The 18,423-nt window shown below is 49.6% G+C and carries 17 protein-coding genes and 1 pseudogene; 7 read left to right on the plus strand and 11 right to left on the minus strand.

Annotated elements, in window-relative coordinates; genetic code table 11:
• Positions 1 to 11 precede the first annotated feature (11 nt).
• Complete coding sequence (locus D0Y50_RS17480) at positions 12 to 623, minus strand: RraA family protein (protein WP_170145565.1); 612 nt, start codon at positions 621 to 623, stop codon at positions 12 to 14.
• 168 nt (positions 624 to 791) lie between these two features.
• On the opposite strand from D0Y50_RS17480, the gene D0Y50_RS17485 reads away from it, so the two are divergent.
• A complete protein-coding gene (locus D0Y50_RS17485) occupies positions 792 to 2,855 on the plus strand; it encodes a M13 family metallopeptidase (protein ID WP_117318210.1) in 2,064 nt (687 codons plus the stop codon).
• 89 nt (positions 2,856 to 2,944) lie between these two features.
• Here D0Y50_RS17485 and D0Y50_RS17490 read toward each other — a convergent pair whose 3' ends face one another.
• The 7 genes and pseudogenes from D0Y50_RS17490 to D0Y50_RS17520 form a co-directional block, all read right to left on the minus strand.
• Positions 2,945 to 3,349 carry an ACT domain-containing protein gene (locus D0Y50_RS17490; RefSeq protein WP_117318212.1) on the minus strand — a complete coding sequence of 135 codons (405 nt, stop codon included), beginning with the start codon at positions 3,347 to 3,349 and terminating at the stop codon, positions 2,945 to 2,947.
• Positions 3,350 to 3,384: 35 nt separating this feature from the next.
• The gene (gene dbpA, locus D0Y50_RS17495) at positions 3,385 to 4,767 is read right to left on the minus strand and encodes an ATP-dependent RNA helicase DbpA (RefSeq protein WP_117318214.1); all 1,383 of its coding nucleotides are present in this window, start codon (positions 4,765 to 4,767) and stop codon (positions 3,385 to 3,387) included.
• Entirely contained in the window at positions 4,764 to 6,335 is a 1,572-nt protein-coding gene (locus D0Y50_RS17500) for a substrate-binding periplasmic protein (RefSeq protein ID WP_117318216.1), read from the minus strand. The genes dbpA and D0Y50_RS17500 overlap by 4 nt, the downstream gene beginning before the upstream one ends.
• Before the next feature lie 3 nt (positions 6,336 to 6,338).
• A pseudogene (pyrC, locus tag D0Y50_RS17505) lies at positions 6,339 to 7,378 on the minus strand (dihydroorotase).
• Between the two features lie 95 nt (positions 7,379 to 7,473).
• Positions 7,474 to 8,037, minus strand: a complete 564-nt coding sequence (locus D0Y50_RS17510; RefSeq protein ID WP_117318218.1) for a PhnA domain-containing protein — start codon at positions 8,035 to 8,037, stop codon at positions 7,474 to 7,476.
• 44 nt (positions 8,038 to 8,081) lie between these two features.
• On the minus strand, positions 8,082 to 8,624 hold the full coding sequence (locus D0Y50_RS17515) for a lipocalin family protein (RefSeq protein ID WP_108566815.1): 543 nt from the start codon (positions 8,622 to 8,624) through the stop codon (positions 8,082 to 8,084).
• On the minus strand, positions 8,621 to 9,286 hold the full coding sequence (locus tag D0Y50_RS17520; RefSeq protein ID WP_108566814.1) for a cupin domain-containing protein: 666 nt from the start codon (positions 9,284 to 9,286) through the stop codon (positions 8,621 to 8,623). The genes D0Y50_RS17515 and D0Y50_RS17520 overlap by 4 nt, the downstream gene beginning before the upstream one ends.
• 192 nt (positions 9,287 to 9,478) lie before the next feature.
• Here D0Y50_RS17520 and gloA2 point away from each other — a divergent pair, with 192 nt between their 5' ends.
• Positions 9,479 to 9,868 (plus strand): SMU1112c/YaeR family gloxylase I-like metalloprotein, encoded by a 390-nt coding sequence (gene gloA2, locus D0Y50_RS17525; RefSeq protein ID WP_108566813.1) that lies wholly within the window; start codon positions 9,479 to 9,481, stop codon positions 9,866 to 9,868.
• Between the two features lie 22 nt (positions 9,869 to 9,890).
• Here gloA2 and D0Y50_RS17530 read toward each other — a convergent pair whose 3' ends face one another.
• Positions 9,891 to 11,132: an MFS transporter gene (locus tag D0Y50_RS17530; RefSeq protein ID WP_108566854.1), complete on the minus strand. Its 1,242-nt coding sequence runs from the start codon at positions 11,130 to 11,132 to the stop codon at positions 9,891 to 9,893.
• Between the two features lie 338 nt (positions 11,133 to 11,470).
• Here D0Y50_RS17530 and D0Y50_RS17535 point away from each other — a divergent pair, with 338 nt between their 5' ends.
• Both D0Y50_RS17535 and D0Y50_RS17540 read left to right on the plus strand, forming a co-directional pair.
• Complete coding sequence (locus tag D0Y50_RS17535; protein ID WP_117318838.1) at positions 11,471 to 13,426, plus strand: alpha-amylase family glycosyl hydrolase; 1,956 nt, start codon at positions 11,471 to 11,473, stop codon at positions 13,424 to 13,426.
• Between the two features lie 322 nt (positions 13,427 to 13,748).
• The gene (locus tag D0Y50_RS17540) at positions 13,749 to 13,958 is read left to right on the plus strand and encodes a hypothetical protein (RefSeq protein ID WP_108566852.1); all 210 of its coding nucleotides are present in this window, start codon (positions 13,749 to 13,751) and stop codon (positions 13,956 to 13,958) included.
• A 28-nt stretch (positions 13,959 to 13,986) separates the two neighbouring features.
• Here the strand turns inward: D0Y50_RS17540 and folE are convergent, their stop codons facing one another.
• A complete protein-coding gene (folE, locus tag D0Y50_RS17545) occupies positions 13,987 to 14,673 on the minus strand; it encodes a GTP cyclohydrolase I FolE (protein ID WP_108566812.1) in 687 nt (228 codons plus the stop codon).
• A gap of 170 nt (positions 14,674 to 14,843) precedes the next feature.
• Between folE and folM the strand changes: the two genes are divergently transcribed.
• From folM to D0Y50_RS17560, 3 genes are all read left to right on the plus strand, one after another.
• The gene (gene folM, locus D0Y50_RS17550) at positions 14,844 to 15,542 is read left to right on the plus strand and encodes a dihydromonapterin reductase (RefSeq protein WP_117318220.1); all 699 of its coding nucleotides are present in this window, start codon (positions 14,844 to 14,846) and stop codon (positions 15,540 to 15,542) included.
• Between the two features lie 98 nt (positions 15,543 to 15,640).
• Complete coding sequence (locus D0Y50_RS17555; protein WP_117318222.1) at positions 15,641 to 16,699, plus strand: agmatine deiminase family protein; 1,059 nt, start codon at positions 15,641 to 15,643, stop codon at positions 16,697 to 16,699.
• Entirely contained in the window at positions 16,689 to 17,582 is an 894-nt protein-coding gene (locus tag D0Y50_RS17560; protein ID WP_117318224.1) for a carbon-nitrogen hydrolase, read from the plus strand. Before D0Y50_RS17555 ends, D0Y50_RS17560 begins: the two co-directional genes overlap by 11 nt.
• Before the next feature lie 111 nt (positions 17,583 to 17,693).
• Here the strand turns inward: D0Y50_RS17560 and pdeM are convergent, their stop codons facing one another.
• Entirely contained in the window at positions 17,694 to 18,413 is a 720-nt protein-coding gene (pdeM, locus tag D0Y50_RS17565) for a ligase-associated DNA damage response endonuclease PdeM (protein WP_117318226.1), read from the minus strand.
• Between the last annotated feature and the right edge of the window lie 10 nt (positions 18,414 to 18,423).

The raw sequence follows: 18,423 nt of genomic DNA on the forward strand, positions 1-18,423 counted from the left end.
AGTGCTCTTAGTTACTCAGTGAAGCCTAACTTTTGCAGGCAGCTTTGAACTTTTTTGTGATGCCCGGTCTGCCATTGTTCAAGCGATACACTGGAATCGGCGTGGGCCCGGGCTTTTGCGCGTTGCAACACTTCATGCGCGTTGCTGGCTGGAATGACGGCAATACCTTCTTCGTCGGCGACGATGATATCACCCGGGTTTACCTGCACACCACCACATTTCACCGGCTTATTTAACGGAGCGACCTGCGCTTTGGCGGCAGGTTTGGGCATCACGCCCCGGGCGTATACGGCAAAACCTAAATCCCGGACTTGTGCCAGGTCTCTGATCACACCATCGACTACCAAACCCCGTATACCCCGACGCTGTGCAATGGCGCAGACATTACCGCCGGCCAAGGCATAAGCATCATCCGCCTCTACTACAATAATGTCGCCCGGGCGGGCCCGATAAATAGCAGCATGCAACATTAAGTGGTCGCCTGGCGCGCAGTACACGGTATAAGCGGGGCCACTTATGGCTGGCGCGGGTTGCCAGAGGGAGTGAATTGTATAATCAACGAATTGTTCTCGTGGTAGTGCATCAGCATAGTCGCAGGTAGATACGCAGTTATAGTCAAGCATCATGGGGTTTCTCCAGGCTGAGATAGTGAGCAAAGCCACTATAGCAATCCCCCGGTGCGAAGTTGTTACAACTTATGTATTTTGACCATAAATGATTTTTTTGCAGCTTTAGCCATGCTATTTAATAAGATGGATAATTATCGAACGACAGTTTAAACAGGAAGAACAATGAAAAAAACCATACTGAGCCTGTCAGTGCTAATGGCACTGACTGCCTGCGGACCAAAACCGGAAACGTCTGAAGCAAAGCAGGAAGCGAGCAGCCAACAAACGCAGCAACAGTTAACCTCGGGCATTATTAAAGAAAACATGGACACGTCGGTCGACCCAGGTAACGACTTTTATCAATATGTAAACGGCGCGTGGCTAAGCAAAGTAGAAATTCCCGCAGACAAGTCTTCTTATGGCAGTTTCCAGATTCTGCGGGACGCCGCCCAGGATGATGTCATAGAAATTATCAAGCACTCCGCGCAAGGCGATTTTGAAGCCGGATCAAACGAGCAAAAAGTGGGCGATTTCTACAAAAGTTACATGGATATGGAAGCCCGCAACAAGTTGGGTCTAACGCCACTGAATGCGGATATGGCTAAAATCGATGATATCGATTCCTATGAAAAGCTGACAGCCTATTTTGCCTACGCCAACCGTTATGGCTACGGCTCCCCTGTGGCCGTGGGCCAATATGCTGACTTTAAGTCACCTGAAACATACATGATTTATACCTGGCAAAGCGGCCTTGGTTTACCTGAGCGTGAGTACTATTTTACCGACGACGAGAAATCTGCCGATATCCGCACTAAGTATCAGGCGCATATTGCCAATATGCTGACCTTAGCGCAGATTCAAGACGCCGAAGCAAAAGCCAAAGCTATTATGGATTTGGAAACTAGCATTGCTCAGTTACATATGAAAAAAGAGCAAACCCGCGATTGGGCTGCTAATTACGACAAGGTTGCCGTGGATAAGCTTGATAGTGTAATGGCACAATTCGACTGGGAATTGTTCTTAAATGAGCTGGAGCTTACAGACCTGGATGGTTTGGTGATTATGCAAAACGACTATATGTCGGCGCTGGATAAATTAATCACCGATACAGAACTGGCAACCTGGCAAACTTATCTTAAATGGCATTTATTGCACGCCAGTTCCGGCAAGCTTAATGAAGCCATTGATAAAGAGAGTTTTGCGTTTTATGGTAAAACCCTGCAAGGCGTTGAAGAGCAGCGCCCCCAGTGGCGGCGCGCGGTTGATCTACTGGATAGCACGGTGGGTGAAGTAATCGGTAAAGTGTATGTAGAAAAACACTTCCCGCCGAAGGCCAAGGAACGTATGGAAGAGCTGGTAGACAACCTGCTGGCAGCCTACAAAGACAGTATTGAAAAGCTTGAGTGGATGACTGACGATACCCGTGTGCAGGCGCTGGATAAGCTATCTAAGTTTACCGTCAAAATCGGTTACCCAGACCAATGGAAAGACTATTCTGCCTTAACGGTAAAACCTGATGACCTGTTCGGTAACCTTAAAAACGCAGCGGATGTAGCCTATGCTGAGATGCTAGAAAAACAAGGCGGGCCGGTATGGGATCATGAATGGGGCATGACGCCGCAAACAGTGAACGCTTATTACAGCCCGGCAATGAATGAAATCGTTTTTCCCGCGGCTATCCTGCAACCTCCCTTTTTCAACATGGAAGCAGATGACGCGGTGAACTACGGCGGGATTGGCGCTGTAATCGGCCATGAAATTGGCCATGGGTTTGATGATTCCGGCGCCACTTTTGACGGCGATGGGGTGTTGCGTAACTGGTGGACAGAGGCCGATAAACAAGAGTTTGAAAGCCGCACCACTATGTTAGTTGATCAGTACAGCAGTTTTGAAGCTTTGCCTGGTTTGAACGTGAATGGCGAGTATACGTTGGGCGAGAACATCGGCGATTTGGGCGGCATTAGCATTGCGCTTAAAGCCTACCACATGGCTTTGGAAGGCGAACCCGCACCGGAAATGGATGGCTTTACCGGCGAGCAGCGGGTATTCATAGGCTATGGTCAGGTATGGGCGACCAAGTATCGTGATGAAGCCCTGCGCAATCAGGTGCAGACTGACCCGCATTCGCCTGCGCAATTCCGTGCTAATGGCGCCGTACGCAATGTTCCGGAGTTTTATAAGGCGTTTGATGTCACCAAAGAAGATGCGCTGTATCTCCCCCCCGAAAAGCGGGTAAAAATCTGGTAATCGCAATCGATTACTGAGCTGCAAAAGACAAAAAGGGCCGCTGGCCCTTTTTTAATTTTATGCGTTAACGTATCAGGCCTGACTACCCTTTAATAAGCAGCACTAAGCGCCTTCAGTGTTTGCACCGCCAGACTGACATCTGATACAGGCACAAATATGTGGTCATGGTGATAGGCTGCCACCACATTGGCCGACACCCCTACAGCGGTTAAGCGCGTAGCGATAGCCGCGGTCAGCACCACCGCTGATAAACTGGAGTGGACCTCACAGGTAATGCAGCAAAATGGTCCTTCGCCTGCCAACCCCATACGGGTTGCGTAGGATGTTAGAACAATGACTGTAATGCCCTGGGTCTCTCGAAACAGGCCGTGTATACATGCCATATCTAACCGCGCCAACGTTGTTTCATCTACGCTACAAAACACAAACTCGCCCGGCTGTAAGGCTGGGGACAGCCGACGTAATAAACAGGATAAATCGGTTTCGCCACTCATTTAATCACCTGATTCAGGATTAGGGGTCCGACGCCCTACAGGCCGGCTTTACGGGCTCTGACTTTCTTGCCTTTAATACGGCCTTCACGGAACAGTTTTAACGCACGCTTCACACTGCGCTGCTTAACTGCCACAAAGCTTACCTGGCTTTGTACGGTAATTTTACCTATGTCAGTGCCTTCAATTCCGGCGTCCTGAGTGAGCGAGCCAAGAAAATCAGTGGGTCGCAATTTTTGCTTTTTGCCCGCGCCAATCGCAATACATGAAAATGCCGGATCACAAATACGATTCGCATGAAAACGCAAACTCTGTCCACTTTTACGTACCAGGGTAGTGTCTAACAACGCCTCGATACGGCCTAGCGCAGGTTCTTCCGCTTCACTGCACAGGGTATAGGCTGCACCTTTTGCGCCGGCTCGCCCGGTACGCCCAATGCGATGAATATGTACCTCAGACTCTTCACTAACCGCATAGTTGATCACACAGTCTATATCTTTCACATCCAGTCCGCGGGCGGCCACATCGGTTGCGACTAATACCTGTAAGCACTCACTGGCAAACTGCACTAATACTTCATTGCGTTGCGGCTGAGTCATTTCGCCTTGCAAAGGTAATACGGTAAAACCGGCTGCCAATAGTGCTTCGTACACCACCGTGACCTGGTCACGACGGTTACAAAAAACCACGGCTTTGCCTGGTTGGTATTCCGATAAAATGCCTTTGAGCACTTGCAGGCGGTTGTTTTCATCCACCCGGTAGACAAGTTGATCAATATCCGGTTTCTGTAAATCCTCTGTTACCTGTCGATGCTCGATAGGATTAGTTAAATAACGCTGGGCTTCTTGTTCTACCTGCTCGGTATACGTGGCTGAGAAAAATAGCGTTTGCGCTTGTTTAGGTGTAAGCGCAAACAATGTTGCCATATCGTCAGCAAAACCCATGTCCAGCATGCGGTCAGCTTCATCCAATACCCGCACTTTAACGTGGGCCAGTGAAAGCGTACGTTTTCCCACATGATCCAGTAGCCGCCCGGGTGTCGCGACAACCACCGAGGCACCGTGTTTAAGGGATTGAATTTGGGGCCCCATGGGTTCGCCGCCACACAGCGTCAGCACTTTTAAATTGGCTATTTGGCGGCCTACCAGACGAATCTGGTCACTTACCTGCGCAGCCAGTTCCCGGGTGGGGCATAACACTAGTAGCTGGGTGCGAAAATCGGTGGCGTCTATATGCTGCAATCCGGCCACTGCAAAGGCAATGGTTTTGCCGGAACCGGTACTCGCCTGTACCATCACATCCCGGCCCGCCAGTGTATCTGGCAACGTGGCTGCCTGGACGGCAGTCATTTGAACAAAGCCGGCACTGGCCAGTGCCGCGGCGATATTTTGGTGCAAATCTAAACTATCAAATTGGTTCATTGGTGGTCCTTGGACGGCCATAAGTTTACGACACCCTGATCAAGATGCACGGGAACATGTTGAACCTGGATCATTTTATTGCTCCAGTCGGTTGCCCATTGTGCATACTGCGCTGACTGCTTCACCTCGTTGGCAGCTAGCCTCAGAGTATCAATCAGCGTTGGGTCAGTGCGGTGTCTGGAGACCGCAATATAGGTGGTGGTAATTTGCTTAGGGGCGACCTCGCTAAGCTTATTACACAGATTTTTATCTTGTTTACACAGCACATTAATACGCGCATCTGAGGTATAAACCCACTGCGCCTGCCCTTCCAATACGGCGTAAATAGCCTCATCCCAGCTGGCAAAAGGTAAAACAGTAAAACCCAGCTCGGTAAGCTGATCAGCACGATAGTCTAGCTCGCGTACGGCGACTGGCCTATCTTTAGGCACCAGAGCAAGGCTATCGTAAGGCACCGTATTATCTGTGCTACGACCAAATAAACCGTGCCGAGAGCGGGTTACCGGGGTTATCCAGTAAAATTTATGCTCTCTGGCTGGTGTACGGGCTAGCGACAGGGTCATGACATTAGGCTTGGTATTTATTTCACGAATAATCCGGGGCCATGGCGTCAGTAAAACTGGTGCTGATATACCGGCTTTATCTAAAATATCGCGGACCAGATAAGCACTATAGCCGGTTAGGTTTCCGTTGCCATCCGGCTCGACAAAATAGGGTAAATTATCGGCCAATACCCACAATGCAGCACTGGGCGGCGCCGTATCATTACTGGTCACCAGGGATAATAATTGCGGTGTAACGGTAGCCGTAATGCCGCTTTTGGCCAGCGTATCCCGAGCTTTATACATGATTTGCTGATAGCGCGCTGACTTTTTAAACTCTGTTGCAGCCTTTTTTAATTTACCCGCCAGGGCTTCATTCGCGGGAATACGCGCCATCGCCAGATATAAATAGTAGCCCGGCAAGTGCGCTACCGGGGCCAACTGGTTGCAATCATACGACTGTTTTTGGCATAACGTTGCCAGGCCAGCTGGCGAAAATAATACAGTTTGTATTCGGCCTTTTATCACGGCCCCGACCGCTTGCTCCCAACTGTTTAAAGACACAATGGTTTTCGCGTTAAGCGACCTGGCTTGAGCCGAGCGAAAGTCATTGCGCATGACCGCCACGGTGTCCAGGCTATCAGGTAAGTTAACGTCCGCATTCACCAGCGGGCTGTCTATTCTGGCATACAACACAACCTGATTCTCAACCACCGGTGTAATCCAGTAGAAATCATTTTCACGCTCTGGCGTACGCGCAATAATCCCCGATACCGAGAATGGCTTTTCCTGGGTATCGCGCACGGTTCTGGCAAACGGCTGACTGCGAATGATGTAATCTTGCTGGGCCTGGCGAATGATGCCAATGGCCAAGTCAACAGACAATCCGTGGCTATTATCCACAGGGTCATATTCACTTAACACCGGTGTAGGACTGGTCAACACGGTGATACGCTCGGTGCCAACAGAACGGGCGTGTACGCCCATTCCGATTAATAATAACAGCGCCCACCAAAGTTTACTCATCGCCTACAGGCTCGCCTCCAGCTTCCAGTTGAGGGTTTGTCCGGCAAAAAAGGGCACCATTGGTGTGCCGTCTGGTAACGCCACCAGTTCTGGTACCTGCCAGGAAGATTTAACCAGCGTAATGGTGCCAGTATTGCGCTCAAGCCCATAAAAGTCCGGCCCAAAGTGGCTGGCAAACCCTTCTAGCTTATCTAACACCCCTAACTGATCGAATACCTCAGCATACAACTCAATGGCGCTCCATGCGCTATAACAGCCCGCACAGCCGCAGGCATTTTCTTTTTTGTGGCGGGCGTGGGGGCAGAATCTGTTCCCAAAAAGAATTTTGGATTACCGCTGGCAACCACCTCCCGTAATGCCTGCTGATGCGTATTACGTTTTAGCACCGGCAGACAGTAATTGTGTGGTTTCACGCCCCCCACCAGTAAATCATTACGGTTAAGTAAAAGGTGCTGGGGGGTGATGGTAGCGGCTACATTTGCTCCGGCCTGAGTAACAAACTGTGCGGCTTCGGCGGTGGTAATGTGTTCAAACACAACGCTAAGGCCCGGAAAGGCTTCTACAATAGGTTGTAGCTGGGTTTCGATAAATATTTTTTCCCGATCGAAGATATCGATATGGCTGTCTGTCACTTCACCGTGAATCAGTAGTGGCATGCCAGCCTTCTGCATAGCTTCAAATACCGGATACAACGCGCTAATTCCCGTTACCGCAGCATCAGAGTTGGTGGTGGCTCCGGCCGGATAAAGCTTACAGGCGGTTACCCCTGCGGCTTTAGCCTGGGCAATGTCTTGGGGGGACGTCTGATTAGTCAGATAGAGGGTCATAAGCGGCTCAAATTGGCTGCCAACCGGCCGGGCGGCCAGAATGCGCTGACGATAAGCCATTGCCTGTTCAGCGTTCACTACCGGTGGCACCAGATTAGGCATCACAATAGCACGGGCAAAGCAGCGGGCCGTGGCCGGTACTGTTTCAGCCAGCATATCGTCATCGCGAAAATGCAAGTGCCAGTCATCAGGGGTGCGCAGAGTAATAGATTGCATGGATGAGCCTTATACAACTAAACAAAAAGTCGTCATATTATGCCCTAAAAATTGTTTCTGCGCACCAGTGCTACCGGTCACGGCAGCCGTTTGTATCAGGCTTTTTTAGTGTAAGCAGCAATGATGACAATACGGGTGCCGTTCACTTTCCCTTCGATATGCTCCGGATTATCGCTTAAGCTTATGTTACGTACTGCGGTGCCCCGTTTGGCGGTAAAGCTCACGCCTTTGACGTTTAAATCTTTGATCAGATGCACCGTATCGCCACTGCTAAGTACTGCACCATTACTATCCAACGTCGGGGTCGCGTCTGCGGCATTGCCCCCAGCGTGTGCCCACTGGCTAAGCGTATCGTCAAGGTACAGCATATCCAGTAAATCCTGGGCCCAGGTCTCGTGGTTTAAGCGCTGCAATATGCGCCAGGCGACAACCTGTACCGCGGGAGTAGTGGACCACATTGCTTCGTTCAAACACCGCCAGTGGGTAGGGTCGATTTCGGTTTGTGCGGTTAACTGGCTTTGGCAAACACCACATAGCAACAAAGTGCTGTCGTAGCCACTAACCGGCGAATCGGGTACCTCGTACAAGCTAAGTGCCTGTTCGCTTTTACACAGTTCACACATACCTTGTGCACGCTGAATTATTTTCTGTTCGCTCATGTAACCTTGTTCCCGGCCATTAAAAAGCTCGCAGTATATACCAATTATGACTTAGGGGCGGCTTGCGCTTGGCCATGTTCAACAAATATCAGCTTGTCGGTGGCGTAGCCCAGGGCTTCTGCTTTTGCTAATAACGCATCTAGCTGTTGCTGCGGCAACTGCGGCGTGCGCGATAAAATCCATAAATAGTCCCGATCTGGCCCGGTAACTAACGACCACTGATATTCCTGGCTGTCTAGTTCAGCTACTACGTAACTGGCATAAAACGGGCCGAAAAAAGAGACCTTCAACCAGCCAGTATTGGTGTCTTCTACAAAATAGGCTTTGCCTTCGGCTTCTTCCCACTTACCTTCGGCTGCATTGTACCCACGATTTATTACCTTTATGCCGCCATCTTCACGGCTGCTGTATTGCGCGGTAACTTCGCTCAGCCCTTCTTCAAAACTATGATCTAACCGAGCAATTTCATACCAGGTGCCCAAATAGCGTTCAGCGTCAAACGGGTTTACCGGGGTAACATTTTGTGGCTTATCGCTGGAACAGCCCAACAACCAGATACAACTTATTAGTAGCAGTATAAATTTCATTTTGTCTCCATTGGCAGATGGCCGGTTTTTACAAACAAACGGGCGGGGCCCGTCACCACATCAAATCTATCGCAAAGCGCTTGCGGGCAACGTAACCAAGTACCCGCCGGTAGCAAAGTTTGGCTATGTTGTAGGGTTCCCTCAATAACCAGCATTTCTAACCCACCGGCAGGTATGACCGGGCGCCAGCAATGGCCTTCGCCCAGCCAAACAAGTTCCGTTATCTGGCCGTTAAACTGGTGCAACGGCAAAACTTTGTGCTCCCGGGCGTGCCCCTGGTGCCACCCCGCTTTGGCTGTATTAATACGTACAGTCTGCAAATCGCCGGGCTGAAAATAGCATAATTTTACCAGTAACTCGCATCCCTCCCGGGACCAGGGCGCATGTTCGGTTCCCGCAGGATTACGTATATAGCTGCCTGCGGGGTAGTCACCAGAGGCATCGCTAAATACACCCTCCAGTACCAATATCTCTTCGCCGTGGGGATGCTGATGGGTAGCAAAGCTGGCGCCAGGGTCATAGCGCACAATAGATGTCGCGCGCCCCGCTTCTGCCTGTTCACGTTCAAGCTTTTTACGCCATACATGCGTAGCCGGCGAAGGCTCATATGGCTGTTTGGCGGTAAATATGGTCACCGCCTTACTGTAATCCTGATTTAACATTGCCTGGTACAACCTTTATCTAATGCGGAGCTTACAAAATAACTGAGCATCACCACGTGCCGGACGAAGCTGCTTAATGATGAGATGAGATGCGATACGTATCACCGATAATTTAAGACCATCCGGCTGTGGTACGCTATACCTTTGTCAGACACGCTATTTTGTCGTGCCGCCGTTAATAAGAGGTTGTTTATGCTAAAAGGCATTCATCATGTGGCTATAATTTGTAATGACTATCCGGTTTCGAAAGCGTTTTATACGGATATATTGGGGTGTAGTGTGCTGGACGAAAATTACCGCGAAGCGCGTGATTCCTATAAATGCGATCTGGCCCTGCCAGATGGTACGCAATTGGAGTTGTTTTCATTTCCCGGAGCGCCTGCCCGGCCAAGCCGGCCTGAAGCACAGGGTTTACGTCACCTGGCCTTTCGCGTAGATGCGCTGGATGAGGCTGTGGCGCAACTGGAGCAAGCGGGGGTGGCGGTGGAGCCGATTCGGGTGGACCCGTACACCGACAAACGATTTACCTTCTTCGCTGACCCCGACGGGCTCCCCTTAGAACTCTACGAGACCGCAGAATAAAAAGGGCTTCGGCCTTTTCCCCTCACCGCGAGGCTGACTGTGACGTCGACACACCATAATCACGTACTTCAATTTCGGTCAAACGCTTGGCGGTGGGGTCGCATAAATAATTGTACAATAAGCCAATAAACAAGAGTGTGGCAAAGCCCGTAGCCACCATAAAGCCATATTTTGCATCCCCGCCCATAGCGTCACTTACCAGGCCCATAATCAATGGCCCGGCAGCCGCACCAGCGGCGGTGAAAAACAAGATTACCCCTGCCACACTGCCATGTTGATGTTTGGGAAAACAGCTAATACCTTTTGAATTAAAGGTTGGATAGATAACCGACATAAAGATACCGGTTAACGGGAACAGATACAGCGCTAGTTGTTTGCCTCCCGCTAAGCCGACACCGAAACAGATGACAATAGCACCGCTAAACAGCATTAATACCAGCGCCCAGTTCAAGCGTGACATCATCCATATACCTACAAAACGACCCAGTGCCCGCAAAATGAAAAACGCTGTCACTGAATAAATTGCCAATTGTCTGGCGGCGCCATCAGCGTAACAGTCATAAGTCGCTTTGAGGGTGGTGGCATCACATACCAGGTAACTTGGCATCCATACATAAATAGCACTTTCCGCGGCAACATATAAAAATGCGCCCATGGAAAAACCCAGCGCGTAAGGATTTTTTACCAACGCCAGACTGTGCTTTAGCGACACTTTTTTTACGCTGTCATGATGCTGGTGTTTGTAAGAGGGATAGCGGACAAACGCGGCCACAATGATAAGTAATGTACACATTCCCCCTGCAATTACGTATAAATATTGCCAGGCTACGCCCTGATGAATTAACCATGCCACAATCAATGGGCCAATTATCGCCCCTACGCCAAAGAACGCTTCGGCGCCATTCATTGTCGCGGTGTGCTGCTTATTGGATGATGAAATATCGCCAATCAATGCTAATGCGCCGGTTTTAAATATCCCGACGGCAATCCCAGATAATGACATCAGACTAACAATAAAGACAAAATCATTGGCTATCAAAAAGCTATAACAGGCCAGCGCAAACAGGCTAAGTCCGAGAATGATAGTCGTTTTACGGCCCAGCTTATCGGCCAGAAAGCCCAATAGTAAGCCGGATAGTGCAATACCCAGCATGGGTAGCGAATGCATCAGACTGGCTTGTGCATTTGTTACATCAAACGCCACTTTAACTTCTTTAATGATCTCCCCAATGGAGTCTGATGTCATGGCAAACATCATAAACATCAGGTAGGTCAGCCATCGTATAAAGTAACTGTTTGATTGATACATCTTATCGCCTCTTCATTGCCATTGCCGCCGCCTTCTGGGGGACATAATAATTTACATGTTCTTAGCATTATTGCGACTGAACATGGCAACGGCTTAACAGCAGAAATAGCGCTGCAGCAACCGTAATAGCTCAATCTAAACGTGATCAAATTAAGTTGAACTTTTAACTTAATCGTTTAAGATAAATTATCAAGAGTTTAGTACGCTGTAAACAGTTATGTGAATTAATTGTAATAACAGCCTTTTCATTTATGTTGTCCGGCCCTGCTTATACGGCCGGTTGGGGAGTGCCAATGAACTACGCCGCCGATAGCCAAACCTGTCTGGAACGTATCTTACAATCGGTTAATTTGAGCCGGCTGCCCAAACGGGATGCTGCGCTGTTTAGCACTCGGTTAACAGCCCAGTTCGACGCGTTATTTACTCAATACACTCAGGTATATGGCCATCAATACGATTGTTACTACCATTTGCAGCAGCTGGTCGGCGTGTTGGCAGAAGGATTCAAAAAGCGCAGTAACGCTTTGCGACAACAGGACCAGGCAGCTCTGGCTGATCCGCTATGGTATCGCAGTGAAAAAGAAGTCGGCATGGCGTGTTATGTCGATTTGATGGGCCCTACCCTAAAAGATCTGCAGGCAAAAATTGGTTACTTCAAAACACTGGGTATTACGTATCTGCATCTTATGCCCTTGTACGAGGCGCCCGCGGGGGATAGCGATGGTGGCTATGCGGTATCGAACTACCGCAAGGTAAACCCGACCCTGGGTACTATGCAGGATCTGGAGACACTGGCCGGCGCCCTGCGGCAGGCCGGTATCAAGCTGGTGCTGGATTTTGTGTTCAACCATACCTCAGATGAACATGCGTGGGCGCAGGCGGCCCTGGAAGGCAACCCGCGCTATCAGAACTACTATTATTTATTTGATGACCGAACCATTCCCGACCAGTTTGAACACACCCTGCGTGAAATTTTTCCCCAGGTACGCCGGGGTAGCTTTACTTATAACGAGCAAATGGAAAAGTGGGTCTGGACTACCTTTAACAGTTTTCAGTGGGATCTTAATTACAGCAACCCCGAAGTTTTTAACGCTATCACCGCCGAAATGTTGTTCTTAGCCAATATTGGCAGCACCGCCCTGCGACTGGACGCATTAGCATTTATCTGGAAAGAAATGGGCACAGACTGTGAAAATCAGGATAAGGCCCATACGTTGATCCAGGCGTTTAACAGCTGCCTGCAAATTGTGGCCCCGGCAGTGGTGTTTAAGTCTGAGGCGATTGTTCATCCCGACGAAGTTTTAAAGTACGTGCGTAAAGACGAATGCCAGTTATCTTACAACCCCCTTCTTATGGCGCTATTGTGGAACAGTTTAGCTACGCGCAAAACCCGGCTGCTAACACAATCAATGAAGAAAAGTTTCAGCATTCCCAATGACACCACCTGGGTTAACTATGTGCGGTGTCACGACGACATCGGCTGGACATTCGATGATGCCGTCGCCTGGGAGGTGGGCGTAAACCCACATGATCATCGCTACTTTCTTAACCAGTTCTTTACGGGCAGATTTGAAGGCTCTTTTGCCAGCGGCGTGCCGTTTGCAGAAAATCCGACTAACGGCGATTGTCGGGTATGTGGCACGCTTGCCTCGCTATGTGGTTTGGAGCGAGCGTTGGCGAGTGACAATGAGCATGAAATTGATATCGCTATCGCGCGGATTAAGCTGCTGTATGGAATTACCTTCAGTATCGGAGGCATACCGCTGCTATATTCAAGTGACGAGCTTGGCTTACTCAACGATCATTCCTATCGCGAGGACGAAACCAAGTGGCATGACGATCGTTGGGTTAATCGGGTGGCGGTAACCGCAGAAGATATTCAGGCGGTATTACACCCGCCCACTACCATGACCCCAGCGCAGCGCTGCAAGGTCAGGGTGTTTAATACAATGAAAGACATGCTGGCGATACGTAAGTCCCAGCCTGTTTTTGGTAACAGCCGTACCCAGATTCTGGAAACCGGTAATCCGCACACGTTTGCTTATTTACGTGATGACGGTAACGGTACCAAGTTGTTGGTGCTATGCAATTTTAGTGAGCAGCCGCAGCAGCTCGAAGGGCATTTGCTCGATCTTATTGGTCACGCTCAAGCCACAGATTTGTTGAGCTCAGATACATTGAAAGGTCATGAAAACATGCTGAATCTGGCCGGTTACCAGCAGCGTTGGTGGCTGGTAAAAGCCCGTTAGTCAGGCCAGGTTCGTTACGCCATATCGTGTAGCTAGAATGTAAAAAAGGGAGGCTACGCTTCCCTTTTTCCTTACTGCTTAAAATTATCATCCTCAGCTTTTCCCCTACTTAGCGCAAATTTCTGCCGCGGGTAAGGCAACCAGAAAATATCGTCTATACTTTATATAAGGCTTGGAGGTACGCGCACCTGCGGTATTTTCCAGACCTTCAACCCATAGGTGTATAGTGTATTTCGGCAGTTAACATATATGCCAGGCTAATGTGGTGCGCTTCTTGATTGGTATCAAGAACGGTACAACTTTAGGTATTGAGGAAAAAGCTATGGAAACCGCGCTGAATCACGAATATCTGTGTCCGCACTGTGGTACTGTTAATGCGCTTTCTCACTTTGAAATTCGGAACATGTATACGCCGCAGTATGCAGATTGTCACCACTGTAAGACTAAACTGGAAATTGTGCCAGCTGATGGCATTGGCAATAATATCAATTTGGTGGTGTCTGAGGCAGCCGGGGAAGTCCTGACTCGCTAGGACTTCCTGCATAAGACTTCTTTTGTGGTTACAGGCCGAAAAATTCGCGACGCAAATTAGCGTCTGTATTGAACGCTCCGCCCAGGGCGCTGGTGCGGGTGAAGGAATTCGTATCACGAATACCCCGTGCTTTTACACAATAATGTGTGGCATTAATACTGACCGCCACATCGGGGGAACCCGTTAGCGCCTGGATGGCCACCATTACCTGCTGCGTTAACCGCTCCTGAACTTGCGGGCGTTGTGCAAAAAAACCTACCAAACGGTTAATTTTTGACAAACCCAGCACAGTTTCCTTTGGAATATAGGCAACTGTAGCAGTGCCATCAATAGTAACAAAATGATGTTCACATGTGCTGGTCAGGCTTATATCGCTTACCTGAACCGGCTGATTCAATTTCATTTTGTTTTCAATCTGGGTAATTTTGGGGAACTTGGCATAATCGAGTCCACCAAAAATTTCATCAACATACATTTTTGCAATACGCTGCGGTGTATCTGCCAAGCTATCGTCAGCAAGATCCAGCCCCAATGTATTCATAATATCTGTCATAGCCCGCGCAATACGCGTGCGCTTGTCTTCATCCGACAAACGGTTTTCCAGCATCGGCGTTTCCAGGCCGTGATCAACCAGGGCCTGACGTACAATTCGGGCTTCTTCAGAGATGGCAGCTTCCAGTGCATCGCACACAACCACCGCTTCTTTCGCAAACATGTCTATATCCAATTCCACAACTTAAGGCGATTTTACGCGCTATTTACCCGCCACGGGCAGTCCAAATCGTTATATGAAATTATCTTAACGCTGAACTGCATCACTACTGCTGGCAATAACCGTATACCATTACGCTAACCTTCAACAAACTCACCCCAAAAGGAGCCAGGATGTCCCCCCCCGTATTAATCACCGGAGGAACCCAGCGAATAGGGCTGGCACTGACTGAGCATTTTTTAAACCAGTCGGTTCCGGTAATTGTAACATATCGTCGGCCAAAATCTGCACTCAATACGTTAGCCCAACGCGGGGCAACCCTGATTCAGGCTGACTTTACACAAAAAAGTCAGGTTGAACGACTCATCTTACAGATCAAATCACAAACCAGCGGGCTGCGCGCCATTATCCACAATGCTTCTGATTGGGCCAGTGAAAGTGTCGATGACAATGATTTTGAGCTGATTGAACGCATGATGCAGGTTCACGTTTACGCCCCATACCGTATAAATATGGCATTGGCGGAACAGTTGATGCCAGCCGGCGATATTATTCATTTTACCGATTATGTGCAGGATACCGGTAGTGACAAACACACCGCATATGCCGCCAGCAAGGCCGCCTTGCATAATTTAACCTTATCGTTTGCTAAAAAACTTGCACCCCAGGTAAAAGTAAATAGTATTGCGCCGTCGCTGCTTATGTTTAATGAAAAAGACGATTTAGCGTATCGACGCCAGGCTGATGCCAAGCATTTACTCTCCCCCGCGCCTGGTGCTTATGAAGCCGTCAGCGCGGTGGATTATCTGCTTAACAGTGACTATATCACCGGCCAGACTCTGCATCTTAGTGGCGGTCGTCATTTACGCTAGCGTTATTGGTAAATCATTAAATTCACCGTACACCCATTTATGCCATGTCCTGCTGACTGGTATAATGATGCTATTGAAACCATTGTGGAAATAACCCGATGATCACACGTTCTACCCTGTTACCTGAATGGGTTACCGCGGACGCGGTATTGCTGGCCTGGCCCCATGAAGCGACCGACTGGGCGCCCTGGCTGGAAACTGTCCGGGCAACATACTGCCAGGTTATTGATGCCATAAACCAAACAGGAGCTGGGGTTATTTTGTTGTGCCCGCCCGCGCAAACGGAGCAAGTGAGCAAAAAGTTCGCCGCTGGTGCACGGGTATTAATCATACCGGCAAAATATAACGACACCTGGATGCGTGACTATGCCTTTTTGACCTGTGAAAGCGAAATGGGGAGAGAACCCGTTGAGTTTCAGTTTAACGGCTGGGGGGAGAAATTTGACGCCCGTCTGGATAACGAAGTGAATCAACGCTATTTAAGCCAGTTGTGCCGGCGCCCGTTACGTACCAGTAAAGTCACAGCCGAAGGTGGCGCCCTGGAGATAGACGCAGCCGGGCATTTATTATCCACAGCGCAATGTTTGCAAAACCCGCAGCGCAATGGCGAGATGTCTTTGCAACAATATCGCGATACGTTCACCGACGTATTGGGTGCGCGTGCGGTCACTATTTTTGAGCAAGGCCATCTTGAAGGCGACGACACCGACGGCCATATTGATACGTTAGTGAGGTTTACCCCGGACAGTGGCTTGGTTATCCAGGCGTGCGATAACCGCCCTGAAGACAGTCACTTTGCCGGGTTGTCAGCGCTGTGTCAGGAAGTTGCAGCAAGCTTACCTGAGCATCATCAGTATCGGTTGCCCTTACCGGCTATGTACAATGAAGACGAAGAGCGGTTGCCGGCCTCCTATGCCAATTTCTTAATTTGCAATGAAACCGTATTGGCCCCGGTGTATGGTCAGCCCGAAGACGCTGAGGCATTGGCGGTGCTTCAGGCAGCCTATCCACGCTTCACTATAGTGCCTATAGACTGTGCCCCGCTGGTTCAGCAATTTGGCAGTCTGCATTGTATTTCGATGCAAGTGCCTCAACATACATTAACCGATAAGGTTCTTACCCAACTTCAAGCAGGAGTGTCTATTTATGCCTTCTAAAACGTTAAAAGTCGGTGTGGTGCAGCAGTCAGTGGCCGACAATGACAAAGCAACCAACTGGCAAAAAAGTGCAGATAAAATTGCGCAGTTAGCGGCAGATGGTTGTGAATGTATCCTGCTGCAGGAGCTACACAGTACGTTATATTTTTGTCAGCAAGAAGACACCGATGCGTTTGATTTGGCTGAAACTATTCCGGGTCCGGCCACCGACTTTTTTGGCGAAATAGCTGAAAAGTATAATGTGGTTTTAGTGACCTCGCTGTTCGAAAAGCGAGGCTCCGGGCTTTATCACAATACCGCGGTGGTATTTGACCGCAGTAAGGAAATCGCTGGTAAATACCGCAAAATGCACATCCCCGATGACCCTGGGTTTTACGAGAAATTTTATTTTACACCGGGTGATATGGGCTTTGAGCCTATCGACACCAGTGTGGGCAAGTTAGGCGTTTTGGTCTGCTGGGATCAGTGGTATCCCGAGGCAGCCCGGTTGATGGCAATGCGTGGGGCCGATATATTATTTTATCCTACGGCTATCGGCTGGGACAACACTGATTCTGACGAGGAGCGCCAACGTCAGCACGGTGCCTGGCAAACTATTCAGCGCGCCCACGCGGTCGCTAACTCAGTCCCCGTTATTGTGGCTAACCGTACCGGGTTTGAAGCATCACCGATGGAAAATGATCCCGGTATTCAATTTTGGGGGCAAAGCTTTATCGCCGGCCCGCAGGGCGAGATTCTGGCCCAGGCCAGCGCCGATGAAGAAGAAGTACTGATGGTCGATTTGGATATGGCACGTACCGAGCAGATTAAGCGAATCTGGCCGTATTTCCGCGACCGTCGGATAGACGCCTACGATGACATTACCAAACGCTGGCGCGACTGATACTCGCTTTAAACGGCGCCCGAGGGCGCCGTTTTTTTTGCCTTAGGTTTTTTCTCAACACTGCGCCGTGTGCTTAATAGCTGCTAGCCAGAAAGTCGCCGTCCCCACGCGCTATTGTTGCAGGGCAAATATCTGCGGAGGCTGTAATATAAAACAGCGCCGCTGCGCGGCTGGAATTAAAGGCTGCATTACCTCGTGCTCAACCCAAAGGCCACCGGTGTATTGCCCGAATGCAGGTAAAATCATTATTTTTTCGGCCAGCGCGAAACAGCGGCCAGTGACGCTTTGCCGCCCCGCCCGATGGCGTACTTTAGGATGAAAGTGGCCAATAACCTGATAGCTAGCGGCGGACCAGTTAACTTCAGGCTCATGACAAAAACCAATAGTATCAATACATAACCGAGACCAGCGTTCGCCCGCTAGCTGGGGCGGAATATGGGGGTCGTGATTTCCTAAAATCCACTGCCACCGGGGCACCGAGCTTATCAGGTGCCTGAGGTGATCCACATCTTGTGACTGCATCCTGGCCAGGCTGTTTGCATCATGAAAACTATCGCCCAAACACATTAAGGTGGACGGTTGATAGTCGTCGATTATAGCGGCTAAGCGATCAAGCGTAGCGCGGCTGTCAAAGTGTGGAATCGGATGACCAAAACTGCCTAAAAAGCTGCCTTTTTCCAGGTGTAAGTCTGAGACCACCAGCAAATCTTTATGCGGCAAATAGGCAACGCCCCGGCCATCTAGTAACCAGGTTTTCTGCCCAAAACTCACCGGCAATAGCCGGGCTTGTGCCAGCTGTTCATCAAACCATTGTGTTGTATTAACTGCCAAAGCGTACCCT

Source organism: Salinimonas sediminis (assembly GCF_003429285.1).
GTDB classification, from domain to species: Bacteria; Pseudomonadota; Gammaproteobacteria; order Enterobacterales; family Alteromonadaceae; genus Alteromonas; species Alteromonas indica.

Bases quoted from the DNA above. Each gene is read 5' to 3' on its own strand.
- D0Y50_RS17510 (WP_117318218.1), bottom strand. From the start codon at position 8,037: ATGAGCGAACAGAAAATAATTCAGCGTGCACAAGGTATGTGTGAACTG.
- D0Y50_RS17540 (WP_108566852.1), top strand. From the start codon at position 13,749: ATGGAAACCGCGCTGAATCACGAATATCTGTGTCCGCACTGTGGTACT.
- D0Y50_RS17530 (WP_108566854.1), bottom strand. From the start codon at position 11,132: ATGTTTATGATGTTTGCCATGACATCAGACTCCATTGGGGAGATCATT.
- D0Y50_RS17485 (WP_117318210.1), top strand. From the start codon at position 792: ATGAAAAAAACCATACTGAGCCTGTCAGTGCTAATGGCACTGACTGCC.
- D0Y50_RS17480 (WP_170145565.1), bottom strand. From the start codon at position 623: ATGCTTGACTATAACTGCGTATCTACCTGCGACTATGCTGATGCACTA.
- folE (WP_108566812.1), bottom strand. From the start codon at position 14,673: ATGTTTGCGAAAGAAGCGGTGGTTGTGTGCGATGCACTGGAAGCTGCC.
- dbpA (WP_117318214.1), bottom strand. From the start codon at position 4,767: ATGAACCAATTTGATAGTTTAGATTTGCACCAAAATATCGCCGCGGCA.
- folM (WP_117318220.1), top strand. From the start codon at position 14,844: ATGTCCCCCCCCGTATTAATCACCGGAGGAACCCAGCGAATAGGGCTG.
- D0Y50_RS17500 (WP_117318216.1), bottom strand. From the start codon at position 6,335: ATGAGTAAACTTTGGTGGGCGCTGTTATTATTAATCGGAATGGGCGTA.
- D0Y50_RS17520 (WP_108566814.1), bottom strand. From the start codon at position 9,286: ATGTTAAATCAGGATTACAGTAAGGCGGTGACCATATTTACCGCCAAA.
- D0Y50_RS17560 (WP_117318224.1), top strand. From the start codon at position 16,689: ATGCCTTCTAAAACGTTAAAAGTCGGTGTGGTGCAGCAGTCAGTGGCC.
- gloA2 (WP_108566813.1), top strand. From the start codon at position 9,479: ATGCTAAAAGGCATTCATCATGTGGCTATAATTTGTAATGACTATCCG.
- D0Y50_RS17515 (WP_108566815.1), bottom strand. From the start codon at position 8,624: ATGAAATTTATACTGCTACTAATAAGTTGTATCTGGTTGTTGGGCTGT.
- D0Y50_RS17535 (WP_117318838.1), top strand. From the start codon at position 11,471: ATGAACTACGCCGCCGATAGCCAAACCTGTCTGGAACGTATCTTACAA.
- D0Y50_RS17555 (WP_117318222.1), top strand. From the start codon at position 15,641: ATGATCACACGTTCTACCCTGTTACCTGAATGGGTTACCGCGGACGCG.
- D0Y50_RS17490 (WP_117318212.1), bottom strand. From the start codon at position 3,349: ATGAGTGGCGAAACCGATTTATCCTGTTTATTACGTCGGCTGTCCCCA.